Source organism: Prolixibacter denitrificans, from assembly GCF_003014495.1.
GTDB classification, from domain to species: Bacteria; Bacteroidota; Bacteroidia; order Bacteroidales; family Prolixibacteraceae; genus Prolixibacter; species Prolixibacter denitrificans.
The window spans coordinates 809,856-830,384 of sequence record NZ_PYGC01000001.1 but is presented as its reverse complement, the minus strand read 5'-3'; the positions used below and the strand labels follow the sequence as shown (position 1 = coordinate 830,384).

General features: G+C 45.7%; 16 protein-coding genes. 15 read left to right on the top strand and 1 reads right to left on the bottom strand.

Going from position 1 to position 20,529, the window contains the following annotated elements:
• The first annotated feature begins 13 nt into the window (after positions 1-13).
• From CLV93_RS03560 to CLV93_RS03490, 15 genes are all read left to right on the top strand, one after another.
• Positions 14-2,788 carry a cache domain-containing protein gene (locus tag CLV93_RS03560; protein ID WP_106540765.1) on the top strand — a complete coding sequence of 925 codons (2,775 nt, stop codon included), beginning with the start codon at positions 14-16 and terminating at the stop codon, positions 2,786-2,788.
• 157 nt (positions 2,789-2,945) lie between these two features.
• Positions 2,946-5,054: a hypothetical protein gene (locus tag CLV93_RS03555; protein WP_106540764.1), complete on the top strand. Its 2,109-nt coding sequence runs from the start codon at positions 2,946-2,948 to the stop codon at positions 5,052-5,054.
• A gap of 74 nt (positions 5,055-5,128) precedes the next feature.
• On the top strand, positions 5,129-6,544 hold the full coding sequence (locus CLV93_RS03550) for a DUF5723 family protein (protein WP_106540763.1): 1,416 nt from the start codon (positions 5,129-5,131) through the stop codon (positions 6,542-6,544).
• A gap of 89 nt (positions 6,545-6,633) precedes the next feature.
• Positions 6,634-6,912: a DUF4834 family protein gene (locus tag CLV93_RS03545; RefSeq protein ID WP_106540762.1), complete on the top strand. Its 279-nt coding sequence runs from the start codon at positions 6,634-6,636 to the stop codon at positions 6,910-6,912.
• 74 nt (positions 6,913-6,986) lie between these two features.
• Positions 6,987-8,540 carry a glycine--tRNA ligase gene (locus CLV93_RS03540; protein ID WP_106540761.1) on the top strand — a complete coding sequence of 518 codons (1,554 nt, stop codon included), beginning with the start codon at positions 6,987-6,989 and terminating at the stop codon, positions 8,538-8,540.
• 216 nt (positions 8,541-8,756) lie between these two features.
• Positions 8,757-10,049, top strand: coding sequence for a nucleotide sugar dehydrogenase (locus tag CLV93_RS03535; protein WP_106540760.1), 1,293 nt, complete (start codon positions 8,757-8,759; stop codon positions 10,047-10,049).
• Between the two features lie 64 nt (positions 10,050-10,113).
• Positions 10,114-11,415 (top strand): glycosyltransferase, encoded by a 1,302-nt coding sequence (locus CLV93_RS03530; RefSeq protein WP_106540759.1) that lies wholly within the window; start codon positions 10,114-10,116, stop codon positions 11,413-11,415.
• The gene (wecB, locus tag CLV93_RS03525; protein ID WP_106540758.1) at positions 11,412-12,488 is read left to right on the top strand and encodes a non-hydrolyzing UDP-N-acetylglucosamine 2-epimerase; all 1,077 of its coding nucleotides are present in this window, start codon (positions 11,412-11,414) and stop codon (positions 12,486-12,488) included. Before CLV93_RS03530 ends, wecB begins: the two co-directional genes overlap by 4 nt.
• 42 nt (positions 12,489-12,530) lie before the next feature.
• Positions 12,531-13,661, top strand: a complete 1,131-nt coding sequence (locus CLV93_RS03520) for a DegT/DnrJ/EryC1/StrS family aminotransferase (RefSeq protein ID WP_246187186.1) — start codon at positions 12,531-12,533, stop codon at positions 13,659-13,661.
• Position 13,662: 1 nt separating this feature from the next.
• Positions 13,663-14,235, top strand: a complete 573-nt coding sequence (locus CLV93_RS03515) for an acyltransferase (protein ID WP_106540756.1) — start codon at positions 13,663-13,665, stop codon at positions 14,233-14,235.
• 1 nt (position 14,236) lies between these two features.
• Positions 14,237-15,205, top strand: a complete 969-nt coding sequence (locus tag CLV93_RS03510; protein WP_106540755.1) for a Gfo/Idh/MocA family protein — start codon at positions 14,237-14,239, stop codon at positions 15,203-15,205.
• 20 nt (positions 15,206-15,225) lie between these two features.
• Positions 15,226-16,683: a polysialyltransferase family glycosyltransferase gene (locus CLV93_RS03505; RefSeq protein ID WP_106540754.1), complete on the top strand. Its 1,458-nt coding sequence runs from the start codon at positions 15,226-15,228 to the stop codon at positions 16,681-16,683.
• Complete coding sequence (locus CLV93_RS03500) at positions 16,680-17,438, top strand: cytidylyltransferase domain-containing protein (RefSeq protein WP_106540753.1); 759 nt, start codon at positions 16,680-16,682, stop codon at positions 17,436-17,438. Before CLV93_RS03505 ends, CLV93_RS03500 begins: the two co-directional genes overlap by 4 nt.
• On the top strand, positions 17,435-18,469 hold the full coding sequence (locus CLV93_RS03495) for an N-acetylneuraminate synthase family protein (RefSeq protein WP_106540752.1): 1,035 nt from the start codon (positions 17,435-17,437) through the stop codon (positions 18,467-18,469). The genes CLV93_RS03500 and CLV93_RS03495 overlap by 4 nt, the downstream gene beginning before the upstream one ends.
• A complete protein-coding gene (locus CLV93_RS03490; RefSeq protein WP_106540751.1) occupies positions 18,459-18,986 on the top strand; it encodes a KdsC family phosphatase in 528 nt (175 codons plus the stop codon). Before CLV93_RS03495 ends, CLV93_RS03490 begins: the two co-directional genes overlap by 11 nt.
• Positions 18,987-18,988: 2 nt before the next feature.
• Here CLV93_RS03490 and CLV93_RS03485 read toward each other — a convergent pair whose 3' ends face one another.
• On the bottom strand, positions 18,989-20,467 hold the full coding sequence (locus CLV93_RS03485) for a lipopolysaccharide biosynthesis protein (RefSeq protein ID WP_106540750.1): 1,479 nt from the start codon (positions 20,465-20,467) through the stop codon (positions 18,989-18,991).
• Positions 20,468-20,529 lie beyond the last annotated feature (62 nt).

Below are 20,529 nucleotides of genomic sequence, written 5' to 3'. Positions count from 1 at the left end.
TAACGTACAATTTATGGGTAAAAAAGGTCTGGGAATCGTTACGGGATTAATCATTGTAGGAATATTTATCGGTTGGTACTATTTCAGCCGCGAGTCGCGCTATATAGGTACTTCAGCGCTACGTGCGGTTCCGGTAAACTCTCCGTTGATTATTGAAGCCCGCAATATTTTCGCCTTTACGGGAGATATTCAGGAAAACCCGATGTGGCAGGATCTTTCTGAATTGCCCGGATTTTCAGATATACAGAGTGAGATAACCTACGTTGATTCGCTGTTCACGGCCAATCGCGAAGCCAGGGAATTGTTCCGGAATAAACCACTGGTAATGGCGCTCGGCTTCGAAGGGAAGGATAGTTTTAACCAGCTCTATCTGGTTGAACTGGACGACATTTCGGAGAAAAATATTATCAATCAGTTTATCCGGAAAGTATTAGCTCCCGATAATGCTCAGGTTACCCATCGAAAGTATGATCATGTTCAGGTGAACAAGTATGTTTGGAACCAGAAGGGCAAGCAGCATAAACTGGTGTATGCCTTCCATAAAGGAATTTTCATTGCCGGAGAGAATCCGGTGAAAGTGGAGGAAGCTATTCGTCAGCTCAATACATCATCGTTGCTTGATAAGCCCCATTTCCAGAAGGTGTATAAAACAGCTGGTGCGAATGTCGACATGAATTTCTATATCAACTACCAGACATTTCCGCGCTTGTTATCGCTTTGTACCAGCGAACCGGTGGCCCATGCACTGCGCGGTTTTAATAATTTCGCTACCTGGTCGGAGATTGATATGGAGATGAAGCAGGACGAACTTATGCTCAATGGGTTTACCTATACCGATGATTCCGTCAATAACTACCTTAATATATTTTTACATCAGCAGCCACAGCGATTTCGCATGGAAGAAGTCCTTCCCGCCGAAACCAGTTTCATCCTGAGCTTTAACCTGAGCAACTCTTCTGTCTTTTTTAAGGATTATGAGAAATACCTTGATAGGGCCGGCAACTACTATGCTTACGAAAATAAGTTGGGTGCTGTTAAAAAATCTACCGGGCAAAATCCGCAGGAGGTGGTCAAAAAGCTGATGGATAAGGAAGTTGCAATGGTTTATACCCGTGGCAATCCGTCGCAACCAGACGAAAATCGGTTCCTGGTTATGCGAGTACATAGCAGGAACCAGGCGGAGAAGGCCATCCGGGAAATGATTGGACATTGGGCCCGAATTAACGGTAAATCGCTAAACGATTATGTTCGAACATACCATGTCGACAAGCAAACAGCTTACCCGATTTACAACATGCCTATTGATAATTTTGGCGAGCGGGTTTTCGGTCCGATTTTCAGGCCGGTTCCCACGCGGTATGTTTCGTTTGTGGGTAACTACATGGTGATGGGGGATTCCTATCGTTCACTTTCGGGCTTCATCAAAGATTATGTACTTCAGGAAGTATTGAAAAACAATATCCGTTACCAGGAATTCAGCGATCGGTTATCGCAGCGTTGCAATTTCTATATGTGGTTTTCTCCCGGAAGGGCATTGCCATTTTTTAAAGATATTATTCATCAGGAAATTAGTCAGAAACTGGAGCCGAAGTTGGAGCATTTGTTGAGGCTCGAAGCCTTTGGTTGGGAGTTCGGTCCTGAGAATGGGATGATATACAATAGTGCCCTGCTGCGGTACAATCCTAATCTGCGCGAACGGCCGCAAACGGTTTGGTCGAGTCACCTGGAAACGGATATTCAGTTTAAACCGCAGTTTGTCATCAACCATTATGACCGGGCCAACCGGGAAGTGGTTGTTCAGGATACTGACAATAATTTCTATCTGATAAATAAAGAAGGACGGGTTCTTTGGAAAATCAAGCTGCCGGGGCCAATCATGGGAGACGTGTACCAGGTTGACTATTACAAAAACGGAAAGTTGCAGTACCTGTTTAACACGGCCGGTGAGTTACATTTGATCGATCGGAATGGCAACTATGTGGCAAACTACCCGATAAAGCTTCGTGCGAAAGCGACCAATGGCGTGGCAGTATTTGATTACGATCACAACAAGAATTACCGCTTCTTCATTGCGTGCGCCGATCATCACGTGTATTTGTACGATAAACGGGGCAAGCTAATTCCGGGCTGGACATTTGGCAAAACCGAGCACGAAGTGACGCAACCGGTGCAGCATTTCAGGGTTGGAACCCGCGACTACATTGTTTTCTTCGATAAAAACAGAACCTATATTGAAGACCGGAAAGGAAATACTCGCGTACAAAGTAAAGCGCAGTATGCGCACTCGATGAACAATAACTTTGTGCTCGAGCCGGGAAATGGAAGTCACGCTGCACGCCTGGTGGGAACCGATGAACACGGCAAGGTTTATTTCCTCTATTTTAATGGCGATTACCAAACAAAAGAAATCGAGAATTTCAGTCCCTCGCATTATTTCATGTACGATGACATGAATGCTGACGGGAAAAATGACTTCGTTTACCTCGATGGGAATGATTTGACGGTATACGATTCAGACGGCCAGAAAATGTTTAGACATCACTTTAAAGAAGCTCCCGGCAGGGCCCCGCAGATTTACACCTTTTCGGCTAACAACAAGAAGATTGGAGTTGTTAATCCAAAGGAGAATCTGATTTATCTTTTTAACAAAGACGGAAGTTTGTACAACGGTTTTCCGATGGCCGGTAACTCCCGGTTTAGTATCGGATTTTTTACTTCCGGAAGTCAGCATTTTAATTTGGTGGTTGGTTCAGCCGACGGATTTTTGTACAACTATTACGTCCAATAGTCTTTAAGGAAATTTTAAGAGAATTTTTTTCAGATTTTTTCGTTATAAAAATGACGAGTGTCTTTTTATGCGCATATCTGCAGATGTACACTTTTTAGATAGCAAAGACAAAACAGGTAAAATAATAGCAAAAAAATTTTAAGGGAAAATTTAATACATGAAGCATATGTTTGGGAAAAAGAAATTGTGGTTCCTCGTCGTACTGTTGGGAATCGCGCTGTTGAATTCGTGTAGTACCGGCGAATTCAATTTCGACAAAATGGCCGGTCCGGTCAATTGGAAGCCTGCGCTTTATCTTCCGCTGGCACACGGTAACTACACTGTCCAGGACTTTGTGGATAAAATTGACGATCCGGACTCGTTATTGCAGAGTGATTCAAACAACCTTTTGCACATCATCTACACTGAGGATTCGATTTACCAGTTCGATGCGGCTGGCATGGTGAATTTCCCGGCCAATCAAACAATTCAGTCCGATGCCGTGACGGTTAACTCAGTACAGTTGGCGGATGCCAGTTTTACCAGTGCTGTAACGCTGGATGCTTTAACATTAGCCGTTCCGTCTCTTACTCCGTTGAGGGCTTACGATGGTCAAAGTGCTCAGTTTCCGTCGGCCAGTGCGAACAACGCGGGAAGTTATTACCCGACTGGATTGAATAGTTTCCAACAGGTGACCTTCCAAAACGGGACACTTTCGTTGACCATGGTCAACAATTATCCGGTCGAGGTTTCTGCAACCTTCACCCTGGTTGATCCACTTAATCCGGGTACGTCTCTGCAATTTGTTTTCAGTAATGTGGCCTCAGGTGGAACGCAGACGCAGTCGGTTTCACTGGCCAATGTAAGTTTGTCGGATCAACTTCATTTCGATTTGACAAGCTTCTCTACCCCGGGCTCGACAACGGCAGTCCCTATCCGGTTAGCCGATGAGCTGGCATTGAATTTCCAGATTACCAATGCTGTCCTTTCTCAGGGCTCGGTTATGATTCCTGATCAGGACGTGAGCAGCACTTCGGGTGAGTACACGTTTAGTGTTAATGGTCTGAATAATCAGCCGGTGAAAGTATTCAAAACGGAAGTAAAATCAGGAGTATTGGCGGTTGACGTTAACAGTACTGTTGCAGCGGCAGGCAGAGTACGAATTGAATTACCGACAGCCATGAAAAATGGTCAGCCGGCAGTCTTCGATATACTGACCGACGGAACACAAATCTCCTATCATCAGGAGTTTGATCTTTCGGGTTACACAATTGACCTGACGCAGGGAGCCAATCAGAATTACAATGTATTGCCCTATACCAGCTCGGTTCATTTATTCAAATCGACCGGCTACGTAAATATTAACCCAACTGACCAGGTTTCTTTTTCTGCTGATATGAATAATATCCAGGTAGGATACATTGAAGGTGATCTGGGACAGGAATCAATTACTATTGATCCAGGATCTTTTCAATTCAATATTGGAGGACTTAGTAACCTAAACGGAAATGTGCAGTTACCCAATCCGAAATTGAGTTTAAAAGTGACAAGTTCAGTTGGAGTCCCTGCTACATTGAATGCCAATTTCAAAGGTTACAATACCGATGGTCAAACAGCTGATTTGAATCCTTCGCCGATGGCAGTTCCCTATCCAACCTCGCGTGCGCAAGGAACGATTAACGATACAATTACCTATGATAATGGTAACTCCGATATTGTGAATTTCATTTCACTGCCACCGGATGATAAAATCGAATATTCAGGTACAGTGTCGTTCAATCCGAATGGACCCGCTGACCCGGCTACGCCAAATTTCATCACAGATCAATCGAAACTGATGGTCGGATTGATGGCGGATTTGCCGCTGGAGATTCAGTCGCAGGGATTTGACATTAATGACACGCTGGATGTGAACATGGATAATGTTAATCAGGTCGACAGTGTTACGTTGGTAATGAACATTACCAATGGTATTCCGCTCGATTTCCAGTTCGAGATGGCATTTATCGATACCGTTTCAGGAACGCAATATGGTAATCCAATCAGCTCGGAAACAATTTCAGCGGCACAAACCGACGAGCAGGGTAATTACCAGCAGCCGACCATCACACAAACGGAAATTGTGTTATCTCCTGAGCAGATCAGCGACCTGAATCAATCGAACGGAATAGCGCTCAAGGTTCATTTGGCAAGTCCGAACCAGGGATTGACGCCGGCACGAATTTATTCCGATTCGCCGTTAAATGTGAGTTTGGGAGTAAAAGTCAGAGCGAACCTGAATAATTAGCTCGGCGCTCTTCAAACTTCCTGAAAAGGAGATAGTAATGTCATTCGATTCTGTAAGTAACAACGAAGAATAAAATGAAATACCTGAAAAACAATATAAAATTCCTGTTGCTGCTGTCCGTTTTGGGACTGGTGGCAGGAAACGCCCATGCTCAGCCGAATACCATGTATCACATGAAAAATATTTCGCAGACATGGGAAATGAACCCGGCAAACACCGGAATTGAGAGTGGCTGGCATTTTAGTATGCCAGGCTTCTCGAGTGTTGATCTGAACATGAACACCAACGGGTGGAGATATTCTGATTTGATTCATCAGGGAACAGGGCAGTATGCCGATTCACTGATTGTCGACCTGGACAAGTTCTACAATAAGCTGGATGACTCCAATTTCATGTTCGAGAAAACCAATTATTCTTTTTTCACGCTTGGTTTCCGAACAGGGAAGAATGTCTTTAATCTGGCTGTTACCGAGAAGGAATTTGCCAACGCATTCTTTGGTAACAACCTGGTGGCTTTGGTGAAAAACGGAAATGCTCCTTACCTCGGATCATCCTTCAATACAGGCTCTTTCGGGCTGAATGGTATTCACTATCGTGAACTGGCGCTTGGCTATGCCTACGATTTGAATAAGAAGGTGACGCTTGGTATGACCGCTAAAATCTTGTTTGGTATGGGAGCTGCGCAAAGTAAAGATATCAGCATGTCGGTACAGTCGCCGGGCGACGCTTCATATCTAAATGTAGAAGGTACCGGTCAGTTGAACGTTTCCGGACCGTTTAATTTCTATACCAGTACTGATGGATTGGTCGATTCGGTCGACACTCATTTCGATGGAAGTTACATGACCAACACCGGTAACATGGGATTTGCCGTCGACCTCGGTGCAGTATTCAAGCCAACCGATAAGGTGACACTTTCGGCCAGTATCATCGACCTGGGAAGTATTGGCTGGAAAACCGATGTAACCAATTTGACGCTGAATGGTCAGTTCAACTACGAAGGGGTGAATATTGACAATTCATTGAATAAAAACGATCCGAATTACAAGTCGCCGAGCGATGCGTTCAGCGATTTAGGCGATTCAATCAAACACGCATTTAGCATCGACAATACCAACAATAGCTTCAGTACGGCTATTCCTGTAAAGGTATACATCGGCGGAAGTTATCGGGTTAATCCGAACATTGAGGTCGGTGGTTTGGCGCGTGCCCGGATTTACAACAGCCAGGCAAGCTTGTCGTTTACCGCTTCGGGAAATGCTTATTGGGGCGACTTCTTTAGCCTTTCAGCCAGTTATTCGGTTATCGAAGGTTCGTACGCCAATCTGGGATTAGGTGTTGGATTACGCGGTGGACCAGTGCAGTTTTACATGGTAACCGACAACGTACTGACGGCTGTGAACCCGGCTGATGCCTCCAGTTTAAACCTTCGTTTCGGACTCAACTTCCTAATCGGATACAATAAAGAGAAAAATCGTGGGCCGATTTAACAGAAGCTCCACATAAGTTGATTCTCTCAACGGGCAAAGGTCGAAAATAATTTATATTTTTGACCTTTGCTTTTTAATGAGGGAGTTATATGCAACTATTTGTACTGTTATATTTTGTTGGTTTTCTGAAGACGCTGTTCATCATCCTGGCCGTTTATTACGGTTTCCGGTTTCTGATGCGATGGCTGGCGCCGAAAGTGGTCGACAAAGCAGCACAAAAGTTGTACGATGATATGAAGAAAAAGTCGGGTCGGCCCGGAAAGGAAGAGAAGAGAGAAGGCGAAGTAACCATTGAACAATCCGAACGGCACGAAAAAAAATACAACCGTTCCGATGGTGAATACATCGACTTCGAAGAGGTTGATTAAGACGATTGATTCTCATCAGAAAAAATTCCCAAAGAACATCAGGAAACGTATACTGAAAATTTAAATCATAATTTATGGCTCAGGAAGATTTGTTTAAGAAGCTAATCGCCCACTGTAAGGAGTACGGGTTTGTATTCCCGTCGAGTGAAATCTACGACGGCCTGGCGGCTGTTTACGATTACGGACAGTATGGTGTTGAATTGAAAAACAACATCAAAAAATACTGGTGGGATTCCATGGTATTACTTCACGAAAACGTGGTGGGACTCGATTCAGCAATCTTTATGCATCCCACAACGTGGAAAGCTTCCGGCCATGTCGACGCGTTTAACGACCCGTTGATTGACAACAAGGACTCCAAGAAGCGCTATCGTGCCGATGTGCTGATTGAAGATCAGCTGGCCAAATACGAGGCGAAAATCGACAAGGAGATTGAAAAGGCGAAGAAGAAATTCGGCGACAGTTTCGACGAAGCCAAATTCCGTGAAACCAATCCGCGAGTTTTAGCCAACCTGGAGAAATGGACTGAACTGCACGAGCGTTTTTCCAAGGCCATGAACGATATGGATTTGGCTGACCTCAAGCAGATCATCATCGATTATAAAATCGTTTGCCCGATTTCCGGAACCAGCAATTGGACCGACGTCCGTCAGTTTAACCTGATGTTTGCCACCGAAATGGGCTCGACAGCCGACGGCGCTTCCAAAATATATCTGCGTCCGGAAACGGCACAGGGAATCTTTGTGAATTACCTGAACGTACAGAAAACGGGTCGTATGAAGATTCCTTTCGGAATTGCCCAGATTGGTAAAGCATTCCGTAACGAGATCGTGGCCCGGCAGTTTATTTTCCGTATGCGCGAATTCGAGCAGATGGAGATGCAATATTTCGTTCGTCCCGGCAGCGAAATGGAATGGTTCGAGAAATGGAAGGCGACTCGTATGGCCTGGCATAAAGCCCTTGGATTCGATGAGAGTAATTATCGTTTTCACGAGCATGAAAAACTGGCACACTATGCCAATGCTGCGGTTGATGTTGAGTATAAATTCCCGTTTGGTTTCAAGGAAGTGGAAGGTATTCACTCCCGGACCAATTTCGATCTCAGTCAGCACCAGGAATTTTCGGGCAAAAAAATTCAGTACTACGATCCCGAAATCAACGAATCGTACGTACCCTATGTAATTGAAACCTCCATCGGCGTCGACCGCATGTTCCTTCAGGTCGTTTCGGCAGCCTATTGCGAAGAGGAAATCGAGGGCGCCAACGGCAAGAAAGATTCCCGCGTAGTGATGAAATTGCCGCCGGCGCTGGCCCCGGTTAAACTGGCAGTGATGCCGCTGGTGAAAAAAGATGGTCTGCCGGAGAAAGCCCGCGCCATCATCGACACGTTGAAGTACGAATTTAATTGCCGGTACGACGAAAAAGATTCCATCGGTAAGCGTTATCGTCGTCAGGATGCGGTAGGAACTCCCTTCTGCATCACGGTCGATCATCAGACGGTTGAGGACGATACGGTTACGATTCGCTATCGCGACTCCATGGAGCAGGAACGTGTGTCGATCAGCGATTTACGAAACATTATTCACGATCAGGTAAGTTTTAAAAGCCTTTTCGAGAAAATAGGATAAGTTATTTGCAATCCTTCAAAAGGGAACTTTCGGGATCAGAAATGATTTCCCGGTCCTTTTGAAGGATTCTTCATTTTTCTGAATGAGTTGTTTTCTATCGTGGAAGAAGTACGAATTGTTGGGGTTAATTCGTTAATATACAGTTAGAAATTCTTCTTCGGTTGCTTTGATGCAGATTTTTAAAGCGGCGAAATAGAAACATATAAATCAAGGCATATGATTGCTTCAGGATTACAAAAAAAAGAAACCGCGCTGGCTGTTATCGGCCTGGGCTATGTTGGTTTGCCGTTGGCGTTGGCTTTCGCCAGAAAAATTAAGGTAATTGGCTTTGATATCGACGAGCGGCGGTTAAAGCTGCTGAATCAAAATATTGACCCTTCCGGGGAATTGGAGAGCAAAGCTTTTGATGGCTGCGATATTCAGTTCACAAGTGATAAGTCTGTACTAAAGGAGGCTTCATTCTTCGTGGTTACGGTACCCACACCGGTCGATCAGTACAAAATTCCCGATTTGGGACCGTTGAAAAGTGCGACGGAAACGGTTGCTTCGGTACTGAAAAAAGGAGACTACGTAGTATATGAATCCACTGTTTACCCTGGAACGACAGAAGAGGTCTGTCTCCCGATTCTGGAAAAAGGTTCCGGCTTGAAGGCTGATGTTGATTTTTCATATGGCTATTCGCCGGAGCGTATTAATCCGGGAGATAAAGTCCATACGGTGGAAGAAACCATCAAGATTGTCTCCGGAAACAACGAACAGGCACTCGATGAGATTGCCAAAGTATACGAAATGGTTGTTCGTCCGGGAGTTTACCGTGCACCGCAGATAAAAGTGGCTGAAGCCGCCAAGGTTTTCGAAAATACACAGCGCGACATCAACATCGGGCTGGTGAACGAGTTATCGAAAATCATGGATTTGATGAATGTGAACACCTACGATGTGCTGGAAGCAGCCGGAACCAAATGGAATTTTCTGAAGTTCTATCCCGGTTTGGTGGGAGGCCATTGCATTGGCGTCGATCCGTATTACCTTACTCACAGGGCACGTTCACTCGGTTTTCATCCCATGATGATGGATAGCGGCCGCATCATCAACGATTCGATGAGTTCGCATGTGGCGATGAATACGGTAAAAATGCTGATTCAGGCCGGCCACGAGGTGAAAGGTGCCCGGGCGCTGGTATTCGGAATTACTTTCAAAGAAGATGTGAGTGACTTCCGGAACTCGAAAGTAGCCGAAGTGGTTCATCACTTAAAGGACTTCGGTATGGAAGTAGACGTGATGGATCCGTTGGTAGAAGCGGATCGACTGGAAGAAGAATGTCACATCAGTTTGACCGAAAAACCAAGTGGAAAATATCAGGCACTTATTCTGGCGGTTTCGCATCGTGATTATGTCGATTTAAGTCAGGAATATTTTGATTCGCTGGCAACCGACAGGCCGGTCTTTATTGACATTCGCGGAATTTATCGCCGGAAGATAACCGGATTTAACTACTGGAGTCTATAAATCGCCATTAAACGAAACTCTGAAACCATCCCCCTTCGTTTCGGAAGTTGATCAGGAATTTGGAATGAAAAAACGGGTTTTAATCATTACATATTACTGGCCGCCCAGCGGAGGGGCCGGAGTTCAGCGTTGGCTCAAATTCTCGAAATACCTGCCCGATTTTGATTGGGAGCCGGTGATTTATACGCCGGAAAACCCAGAGGTGCCGGTCGACGATCCCAGTTTGCTGGAAGATGTACGACCGGGGCTGGAGGTGATCAAACGACCCATCGTCGAGCCGTATTCGGCCTATAAGAAATTCATTGGTCAGAAAAAAGGAGAGCGTGTGAATGCTGCTTTCCTTTCTGAAAATAAAAGACCGGGATTCAAGGAGAAGCTCTCCGTATGGATTCGTGGTAACTTTTTCATCCCCGATTCCCGTCGTTTCTGGGTTCGTCCTTCCGTTCGGTTCCTGAAAAAATACCTGGAAGCGCATCCGGTCGATGCGATTGTTTCAACCGGACCGCCGCACAGCATGCACCTGATTGCGCTGGCGCTGAAAAAGAAATTGAATATTCCGTGGCTGGCCGATTTCCGCGATCCGTGGACCAACATCGATTTTTATCCGGACCTGAATCTTACTCCGCTGGCGGATGCCAAACACCGGAAGCTGGAACGAAAAGTCATCACTTCGTGTGACGAAATGGTGGTGGTGAGTCGTCAAATGAAAACGGAGTTTGAGGAGTTGGATGGAAAAAATATCCACGTCATTACCAATGGCTTCGATGATGCCGATGTGAGTAAAGAGACTCCTGAAACGGACGAGAAATTCAGCATTATTCATGCAGGTTCGTTGCCGCCAAACCGCAATCCGCGGATTCTGTGGAAGGTTTTGCAGGAACTGGTAACTGCGATACCGGAGCTGGCCGATTCGCTGCAAATTAAACTGGTGGGCAAGGTCGATGTTTCGGTGCTCGAAGACATCCGGAATCATCAGCTGGAACCCTATCTGGAGCTCGTCGAATATGTTCCGCACGACACGGTGATGAAAATGCTGCAGCAGGCGCAGGTTTTGCTGTTGGCCATCAATCAAACACCCAACGCCAAAGGCATCCTTACCGGGAAATTTTTCGAGTACCTGGCAGCCTGCCGTCCGGTGTTAACGATTGGTCCAACCGATGGCGACGTGGCCAATATTTTGAAAGAAGTGCAGGCTGGGTTAATTTCGGGATTCGATGACGAAGAAGGTCTAAAGAAAAATATCCTGGAGTTTTTCAACCGTTTCCGGGAAGGAAATCTTTCGGTAAATTCGGAAGGGATTCATCAGTATTCCCGGAAGAATTTAACATCGACATTAGCAGAACATCTCAATAAGATATCTTCATGAAGAAAATCGTCACCATCGTCGGAGCCCGGCCGCAGTTTATAAAAGCTGCCATGGTGAGCCGTGCGCTAAAGGCAAAAGGGTTTAGCGAAATCCTCGTCCACACAGGGCAGCATTTCGATAAGAATATGTCGGAGGTTTTCTTCGAGGAGATGGAAATCCCGTACCCGGATTATAATTTGGAGATTCAGGGCTTGAGTCACGGAGCAATGACGGGACGCATGATGGAGTCGATTGAAGATGTCGTTCTGAAAGAAAAACCCGATACGGTGCTGGTTTTCGGCGATACCAATTCGACGCTGGCCGGTGCTTTGGCTGCTGCTAAGCTGAATATTCCAGTAGCACATGTGGAGGCAGGTCTCCGCTCGTTTAACAACCAGATGCCCGAAGAAATTAACCGCATTCTCACCGACCGGATTTCTTCTGTGCTGTTTTGTCCCACCGATGTCGCGGTAGCAAACCTGAAGAAAGAAGGTTTTGACAATTTCGATTGCCAAATCGTGAAGAACGGAGACGTGATGCAGGATGCAGCGCTTTTTTATGCCGCTAAATCGGAGGACCGTTCAACTATTTTGAAAAACCTGGATTTGGAAGGAAAGCCTTTTGTCTTGGCTACCGTTCACCGGCAGGAAAATACAGACAATCCGGAACGGATTCGGGCGATTTTTGACAGTCTGAATGAGATTCATCGCGACAGGGCGGTGGTGATGCCTTTGCATCCCCGCACAAGACAGATCATCAAAAATTTGGGCATTGAGCCAGTTTTTCATGTAATTGATCCGGTGGGATATTTCGATATGCTGCAGTTGCTGAAAAACTGCCAATTGGTATTCACCGACAGTGGCGGCTTGCAGAAGGAAGCCTTTTTCTTCGCGAAGCATTGCATCACCTTACGGGAGGAAACCGAATGGACGGAGTTGGTTGATGGTGGTTTTAATATGCTGGCCGGGAGTGATGGCAATCGCATTTTGGAAGCGTACCGGACCATGTCGGCAAAACAATCCGATTTTTCTGTCAATCTTTACGGAGATGGTGAAGCATCGAATGTAATAGCAGACTTTTTAGCAACTTTGTAGAAAATCCTCTAACGAATAAGCTCAAACAAGTAAGTCGAAGAAATGAGCAAATCAATACAGATGGTCGATTTGCACGGGCAGTATCTGAAAATGAAGCCCGAAATCGATCAGGCAATACAGGATGTAATCGATTCCTCTGCTTTTATCAATGGACAACCGGTTAAGGAATTTGCCGGTAAGTTAGCTGAATATCTGGATAGCAAATTTGTGATTCCCTGTGCCAATGGTACCGAAGCATTACAGGTAGCCTACATGGCACTTGGCTTGGAACCGGGTGATGAAGTCATTATGCCGGCGTTCAATTATGTGGCTTCCGCCGAAGCAGCTGCGTTGTTGCGGCTAAAGCCGGTTTTTGTCGATGTACATCCCGATACGTACAATATTGATGTAGACCAGTTGGAAAAGGTTATCACATCAAAAACCAGGGCGATTGTTGTAGTACACCTGTTCGGGCAATCGGCTGATATGGAGCCAATTCTTTCGCTGGCGTGGAAACATCAAATTAAAGTAATTGAAGACAACGCACAGGCATTGGGAGCAGTGTACTCCTTTCAGGATGGGACCCAACACAAAGCCGGCGTGATGGGCGATATAGGAACCACTTCCTTTTTCCCGACCAAAACACTGGGATGCTATGGGGATGGTGGTGCCATTTTTACCAATAATGAAGAGCTGGCAAAGGTTTCCCGAATGATAGCGAGCCACGGACAGGCAAAAAAATATACCTTTGAAAGAATCGGATTGAATTCGCGCCTCGACACGATGCAGGCAGCCATTCTTCGCGTTAAGCTGAAACGCCTCGATGAGTGGAACCGTTTTCGGCAAGCCGCTGCAGTAGTTTATGATGAATTGTTGGGGGATGTAGAAGGAATTGTGACACCATCGCGAAGTGGATTTTCGACCCACGTTTTTCATCAGTATGTTGTCCGGGTAACCGGAAAGTCAAGAGATAAGGTGAAAGATAGATTGAAGGCAGCCGGCATTCCGTCGATGGTTTATTACCCGTCGCCATTGCATTTGCAAAAAGCGTTTGCGTATTTGGGGTACAACGAAGGAGACTTCCCGGTAGCGGAAAAACTTTGCGATGAGGTGCTGGCACTGCCAATCCATACGGAGTTACAGCGCGAAGAACAAGAACAGATTGTTTCGAAGTTGAAAGAAATTATACGATAAAATGGCCGACTATTTTGCACATTCAACTGCCGTTATCGATGACAACTGTGTCATTGGTGAGGGAACGAAGATCTGGCATTTCAGTCATGTGATGTCGAACTCAAAGCTGGGCGAGAAGTGCAATCTCGGGCAGAATGTGGTTATTTCGCCCAATGTCGTATTGGGCAACAATGTGAAGGTGCAAAACAACGTTTCGGTGTACACCGGTGTCATCTGCGAGGACGATGTTTTTTTGGGGCCTTCCATGGTTTTCACCAATGTCATCAACCCGCGAAGTTTTATCAACCGGAAGGAAGAATTTCGGCAAACGCTTGTGCGGAAAGGTGCTTCCATTGGGGCCAATGCGACGATTATTTGCGGCATCGAAATCGGAGAATTTGCGCTCATCGGAGCAGGTTCGGTAGTAACGAAAGATGTTCCGGCATATGCGCTAATCGTTGGTAACCCGGGGCGACAGGTTGGCTGGGTAAGTGAGTATGGACATCGCCTGGAGTTTTCTGAAACAGGAGAAGCGGTTTGTCCGGAAAGCAACCAAAAATACAAACTGGAAAACAACCAGATAAAACGAATTTGAGATGAAGAATTTTGCATTGATAGGAGCAGCAGGTTATATTGCTCCGCGGCACATGAAAGCGATTAAGGATACCGGCAATCATTTACTGGCTGCTTACGACCCGTACGATGGTGTGGGAATAATGGACAGTTATTTTCCTTCAGCCCGTTTCTTTGTGGAGTTCGAGCGTTTCGACCGGTATCTGGAAAAATTGAAATATGATGAAAAGGTGCCGCTGGATTATATCAGTATCGCTTCGCCTAACTATCTACACGATGCACATATCCGGGTAGCTTTACGCCGTGGTGCCGATGCCATTTGCGAAAAACCGCTGGTATTGAATCCATGGAACATCGATGCATTGGAGCGGTTGTCGGAAGAAACCGGAAAGAAAATTAACACCATCCTGCAGCTGCGTTTGCACCAAACCATCATCGATTTGAAGAAACGAGTGGAAGAAGCGCCGAAGGACAAAATATTTGACATCGACCTCACCTACATCACTTCGCGTGGTTACTGGTACTATACTTCCTGGAAAGGGGACGTGACGAAATCGGGTGGTATTGCGACCAACATTGGTGTGCACTTTTTTGACATGCTGGCCTGGATTTTTGGTGACATTCAGCAAAATACCGTTCATATTCACACCCACGACCGGGCCGCCGGCTTTCTGCAGTTGGAACGGGCACGTGTCAGGTGGTTTCTCAGCATTAATGAAGAAACATTGCCTGAAGCCATTAAAGCGAAGGGACAGCGTACCTATCGTTCGATTACCATCGAGGGAGAGGAACTGGAATTCAGTGCCGGCTTTACTGATTTACACACGCGCAGCTACGAGGAAATTTTGAAGGGTAACGGATATACCATTACCGATGCTCGTCGGGCCATCGAAACAGTACATCAAATCCGGAACCAGCAGCCGGTTGGACTAAAAGGCGATTACCATCCGTTTGCCGTCAAAGAATTGACAAAGCATCCGTTTCATAAATAAATTCCGCGCAAACTTTTCGCATGGATAATATTGCACAAACCGACCGGCTTTTTCAACAGTTTCTGACGTTCGAGGAGGAGAGTCAATTGCTGGAGAAGTACCGGATTGACGGCATTCCGTTGTGGGCGAATTGCCGGTTTGCTGTGTATCACGATTTGCTGAATGCCAGGGGATTCATCGGGCGGGAGATGGGGGTGTCGACCGGTAAGCTGGTCCTCCTGAAGCGCCAGGTGAAGCGGGCCTGGTCGATGATTCGTTCAGGTAAGTTTTTTCGGCACCCGGGGAAGTTTCCGTCAGGGGTGGATGTGATGCTGGTGGATCAGCCGCGAAAAGTGCACTTTGGAGAGCGGTATGGCTGCAAATACTCTTACCTCTGGGCCCGTCAGTCGGGGTTGAAGATTGGAGTGATTGAACCGCCCTTGTTGTTTGGGGATACACCTCACCTGGAACCGTCGCACCTGGAGTCGTCAACATTTTATACAGACCGTCTGCTGTTTGCGGGGAAGTGGTACGAAATGACCGGCCTGGGAGCTCAGACCTCGGAGGCAAAGAGGCAGAGCGTGGAGCTGGCCGATCGGTTTTGCGACGCACTGGGTGTCCCGGAAAAGAAGGAATACTACGCGCGTTTTATCTACAAACGCTTCCTCTATTACCGCTTTTTCAGGGACTACTGGAAGAAGCTGTTAGCGAAAAAGCGACCGCGTTCGGTCGTGGTGGTCAATGCCTATTCAACGGAAAATATGCCGTTGATTCAAGCTGCCAATGAAATTGGAATTATAACTATCGAGATTCAACATGGAACGATGGGGAGCCGTCACATTGGATATAATTATCCTTCCGGTGAATACAACTTCTTTCCCCGGTTTGAGTTAATATGGGGAAATTTCTGGCGAGATACATCGGCTGTTCCTATTCCGAAGGAAAACTGTTATGTTACAGGTTTTCCTTTCCTGGAAAAAAATGTTGGCGACCTTTCCGGAGAAAATCAATATGATGTCTTATTCATTTCGCAGGCGACCATCGGGGAACAGATTCGAACATATGCAAGGGAGCTTTCGTTAAAACATCCCGAGTGGTCAGTTGTTTTTAAATTGCATCCGTCTGAGATTGCTAAGGCTCAGGATTACAGGAGCTATTTTATTGGAATGAATATCACGGTAGAATACAAAAGTGATTTATATGAGGAGTTGCGAAAGGCATCAGCAGTGGTCGGAGTTTACAGCACATCACTTTTCGAAGCACTGGCTTTTGGTTTGCAACCCGTTGTGCTTTCCAAGCTTTATGGTGCAGGATACATGGGCGACCTAATCGGAAAAGGCGGAGCAGTTGGGGTTTACAATACCGATGAATTAAGCGACGCTTTGGAAAAGCAGCTTTCAGGTGAGCAGACTACAGTCGATTTGAATTATTATTTTGTATCGAATGCCGCGGAAAAGATGGAGGAAGCAGTTTCTCAGATATTGAATAATGCAGAGTGAAGAATCCTGAAATGAAAACAGCCGTCATTATACAAGCTCGGAAAGGCTCGCAAAGGTTGCCGAATAAAATTGTCAAACCCTTTTTTCAGGAAAAAGGAATTCTGGAGATTCTTATTCGTGAAGTGAAAAAGCTGGAATTGCCGGTGATTGTTGCTACCACAACACACGAGATCGATGATGAAGTGGAGCAGCTTTGTCAAAAAGAAAAGGTTTCTTGTTTTCGCGGTAGCGAAGAAAATGTACTCAACCGATTTGTGAAAGCTGCACGGACGGAAGATTATGACGTCGTTTACCGTGTTTGTGCCGATAATCCATTTCTTTCGGTTTCGTATATGAAAGAGCTGGGAAGTGCATGGGAAGATAGTTTGGACTATGTCTGTCACCGGGATGGATTTGGCCATCCGGCGATGAAGACTCACTTTGGATTTTTTGCAGAAATGGTTCGCATCTCGGCATTGGAGAAAGTCCTTTCTGTGACCAAAGATCCATTGTATCTGGAGCATGTCACTAACTTTGTGTACGAACATCCGGACATGTTTTCGCTACATTGGTTACACATGCCTGATTTCCTGCGTTATCGCAACGATATCCGTATGACGGTTGATACAGAGGAGGATTTCAGAACGATGCAGGAACTATATCAACTGAAAATAGAACAAAACTGGGAATCGATGGACGAATTGGTTGTCTGGCTGGATAATCATCCTGAGTTTCTTGCTGGAATGAAAAAGAATATAAAAGCCAATACAAAATGACATACATAATAGGGGAAATCGGACAAAACCATAACGGCTCGGTCGACATTGCCAAGCTAATGATTGACACAGTTGTACGGCCGGTAGTTGATGAACGTTTTCAGGCAACACTAAAACCCATTGATGCCATCAAGTTGACTAAACGTGATTTGGCAGAAGAACTTTCGGAATCGCAGATGAACCGGCCCTATGATTCTCCGCATTCTTTTGGGAAGACCTACGGAGAGCACCGGGCTCATCTGGAACTTTCGGATGAGCAGCATTACGAAATCTATCAATATGCCAGGGAATCCGGACTTGAGTTCGTAGAAACCATTTGTGCCATTGGCGCGATGAGTTTGCTCAAGCTGTTTTCTCCTGACCGGTTAAAAGTGGCTTCGCGCGATTTGACGAATTTGCCTTTGTTAGCAGCGATGGCGGAAACGAAACTGCCGATTGTTTTGTCGACCGGAATGACGGGCAAGAAGGAGCTTGATGAAGCCCTGGAAACGATTACCCGGTACCACAGCAATATTTCTATTCTGCACTGTGTTTCGGAATATCCGACAGCGTATGAGAATGTCAACCTGCGTACCATTCACTACCTTCAAAAACACTATTCTGAATACACCATTGGTTACTCCGACCATACCATTGGAATAGCGGCACCGATTGCTGCTGTCGCAATGGGAGCCAAGGTAATCGAGAAGCATATCACCCTCGATCGGCAGATGAAAGGAACTGATCAGGAAGGTTCCCTCGCACCGGACGGCATTCATCGCATGGTTCGTGATATCCGTAACATGGAGAAAGCAATGGGAGTGGAAGATATTGTCGTGCCTGAATCAGTGATTGGAGCCAAGAATAAACTCGAACGTTCGCTGGCGACACGTCGGGCAATGAAGGCTGGTGAGGTAGTAGGGGAAAAGGATATTCATCTTCTTTCACCCGGTGATGGTTTTCGCTGGAGCGAAAGAGACGAGGTGATTGGGAAAAAGCTGACCAAGGATATTTCCGGTAATGAAATAATATACCCTGACTATGTGCGCTAGCCGACGACTACCCAAACTGGTTTTAACCGATATTGATGGCGTTTGGACCGATGGAGGGATGTACTATACCGAGAATGGTGACGAGTTGAAGAAATTCAATACCAGCGACAGTGCCGGTGTTATTTTTTGTCGGATGCTCGATATTCCGGTAGGTATAGTAACCGGAGAAGATACTCGCTTAGTTGAGCGACGGGCCGAAAAGCTGAAAATCGATTACCTGTTCAAAGGGGTGAGAAATAAGCGCCGGATTGTTGAGGAGTTATTGGGTAAACTGAATCTCGAGTGGGACGACTTGGCGTACATTGGCGATGATATCAACGATATCGATGTGTTAAAAGATGCCGGATTCAGTGCTGCCCCTTCTGATGCTCCTGAATACGTAAAGGAGTATACTTCTATCGAATTGAGCAAAAAAGGAGGCGACGGAGTCTTCCGTGAATTCGTGGAAAAGATTTTGGGTAAAGAAGGAGTTAATCAAGCCATTGAAAGGTTCCGGGAACTGATGGCTTCGAGATAATGCTATTCCCTGCTTTTACCCAGTTGTTTATTGATGATGTGGTTGAAATCGGTACTCAATTTCAGGAAATAAACCAGCACAATATAAACAACCAGAATAACCAGACTGCGAACAAGAATATCGGCGACGAGATTAGAGATCGAAGGTATTAGTGTTCCGGCACCGTAGCTGATAACGGCAATCGCAATGCCCGACAGATGCTGTAGTTTCCACGGCCATAGTCCAAATTTTATTTTTAGGAAAATCAGACGAACCGCTGAATAGATGAGTGTCGATATCATCGATGCTAATGCTGCACCCGTTATTCCCAGCACAGGGATTAACAGGATATTGGAAATCACAACAAGCGTGATGAGCAGGAACATAAAATAAGCCTGAAATCGGTAATAATGCGAAGTGTTGAGGACCATGATACTGCTACCGGTGGAAACCGTGATCAGATTCGCCATGCTGATAAAGAAAATAACCCACTGGCCGTTCTCGTAATTTTCCGGCAGGATGCGAAAAATATTGTGAAGGTTTCCCCAGATGCCGGCAAACAGTAATAGTCCGAAAAGGAACTGGTTGATACTGCTCTTGACCAGCACATCATCAATTTTGGCCATGTTGTTGGCTTTCCATGACTCAGAGATGATTGGTACCACCGCCTTGTTCATCACCCGCGAAGGAATCATAATTAACGTTCCGAAATAGAAGGTAACCGAATAAATTCCGGCCGCTTTCAAATCGATGTAGGCGTTCACCATGTACTTGTCGATGTTGATCAAGGCAAAGCTGCTGAGGCCCGAAATGATTCCGAAAACACAGAGCAACAGAATTTGTTTTTTCAGTTCCGGCGTGATAAAATGAAGCTGTGGACGAAGATTGAATTTCTTTTTACGGATTAGGTATAAACTAAGAACCAGTGGCGGCACAGATTGAATAATCACAAACAACAACACATATCTGGCAAAATCAACAACATCGAAATAGTACAGCAAAATGATGCCAAGGTTGAGTAATCTCAGCAGGAAATCCTTGAGGAACGTACCCAGAACGATATTGTAAAGTACTTTGTTGTAATTGTCGAACACGGCAAAATACAGGAAAAAGAAAACCAGCGGCCAGACATAAAAAGCATATTCCGAAAGCAAAGGCGATTTATTCAGGTTTTGCGTGACCAGGTAAGGAGTGAAGAAGTACAAGAAAATCGAAACCAGAATAAATCCAGTAGCCGAAACAGCCATGGCGAGAAAGAGATAGCCATTGTGATGTTGTTTATTATTTCGGAAAAAGGGGAACAACCGGTTGGTGACATCCTGAAAACCCAGTCCGGAGAACTGCGCCAGAATGGTGGATATGGCAATCAGCACCTGCGTCAGTCCAATTTCTTCCGCCGAAAAAATTTTGGGAGATAAGATGGCCAGGTTCAAAAAACCGAGCAAAACGCCGGCGTACGACCAGATGGAACCTCGAATGGTTTGTTTGATGATTATTCCCACGGAAATTTGATTTATGTCAAAAATATTTAATAAAAGTGAGTTGAACGGAGCGTTTGTTAAAA

Excerpts from the sequence above, each read along its gene's own strand:
- CLV93_RS03560 (WP_106540765.1), top strand. The coding sequence starts at position 14 with ATGGGTAAAAAAGGTCTGGGAATCGTTACGGGATTAATCATTGTAGGA.
- CLV93_RS03520 (WP_246187186.1), top strand. The coding sequence starts at position 12,531 with ATGAGCAAATCAATACAGATGGTCGATTTGCACGGGCAGTATCTGAAA.
- CLV93_RS03555 (WP_106540764.1), top strand. The coding sequence starts at position 2,946 with ATGAAGCATATGTTTGGGAAAAAGAAATTGTGGTTCCTCGTCGTACTG.
- CLV93_RS03540 (WP_106540761.1), top strand. The coding sequence starts at position 6,987 with ATGGCTCAGGAAGATTTGTTTAAGAAGCTAATCGCCCACTGTAAGGAG.
- CLV93_RS03510 (WP_106540755.1), top strand. The coding sequence starts at position 14,237 with ATGAAGAATTTTGCATTGATAGGAGCAGCAGGTTATATTGCTCCGCGG.
- CLV93_RS03550 (WP_106540763.1), top strand. The coding sequence starts at position 5,129 with ATGAAATACCTGAAAAACAATATAAAATTCCTGTTGCTGCTGTCCGTT.
- CLV93_RS03505 (WP_106540754.1), top strand. The coding sequence starts at position 15,226 with ATGGATAATATTGCACAAACCGACCGGCTTTTTCAACAGTTTCTGACG.
- CLV93_RS03490 (WP_106540751.1), top strand. The coding sequence starts at position 18,459 with ATGTGCGCTAGCCGACGACTACCCAAACTGGTTTTAACCGATATTGAT.
- CLV93_RS03515 (WP_106540756.1), top strand. The coding sequence starts at position 13,663 with ATGGCCGACTATTTTGCACATTCAACTGCCGTTATCGATGACAACTGT.
- CLV93_RS03535 (WP_106540760.1), top strand. The coding sequence starts at position 8,757 with ATGATTGCTTCAGGATTACAAAAAAAAGAAACCGCGCTGGCTGTTATC.
- CLV93_RS03530 (WP_106540759.1), top strand. The coding sequence starts at position 10,114 with ATGAAAAAACGGGTTTTAATCATTACATATTACTGGCCGCCCAGCGGA.
- wecB (WP_106540758.1), top strand. The coding sequence starts at position 11,412 with ATGAAGAAAATCGTCACCATCGTCGGAGCCCGGCCGCAGTTTATAAAA.
- CLV93_RS03495 (WP_106540752.1), top strand. The coding sequence starts at position 17,435 with ATGACATACATAATAGGGGAAATCGGACAAAACCATAACGGCTCGGTC.
- CLV93_RS03545 (WP_106540762.1), top strand. The coding sequence starts at position 6,634 with ATGCAACTATTTGTACTGTTATATTTTGTTGGTTTTCTGAAGACGCTG.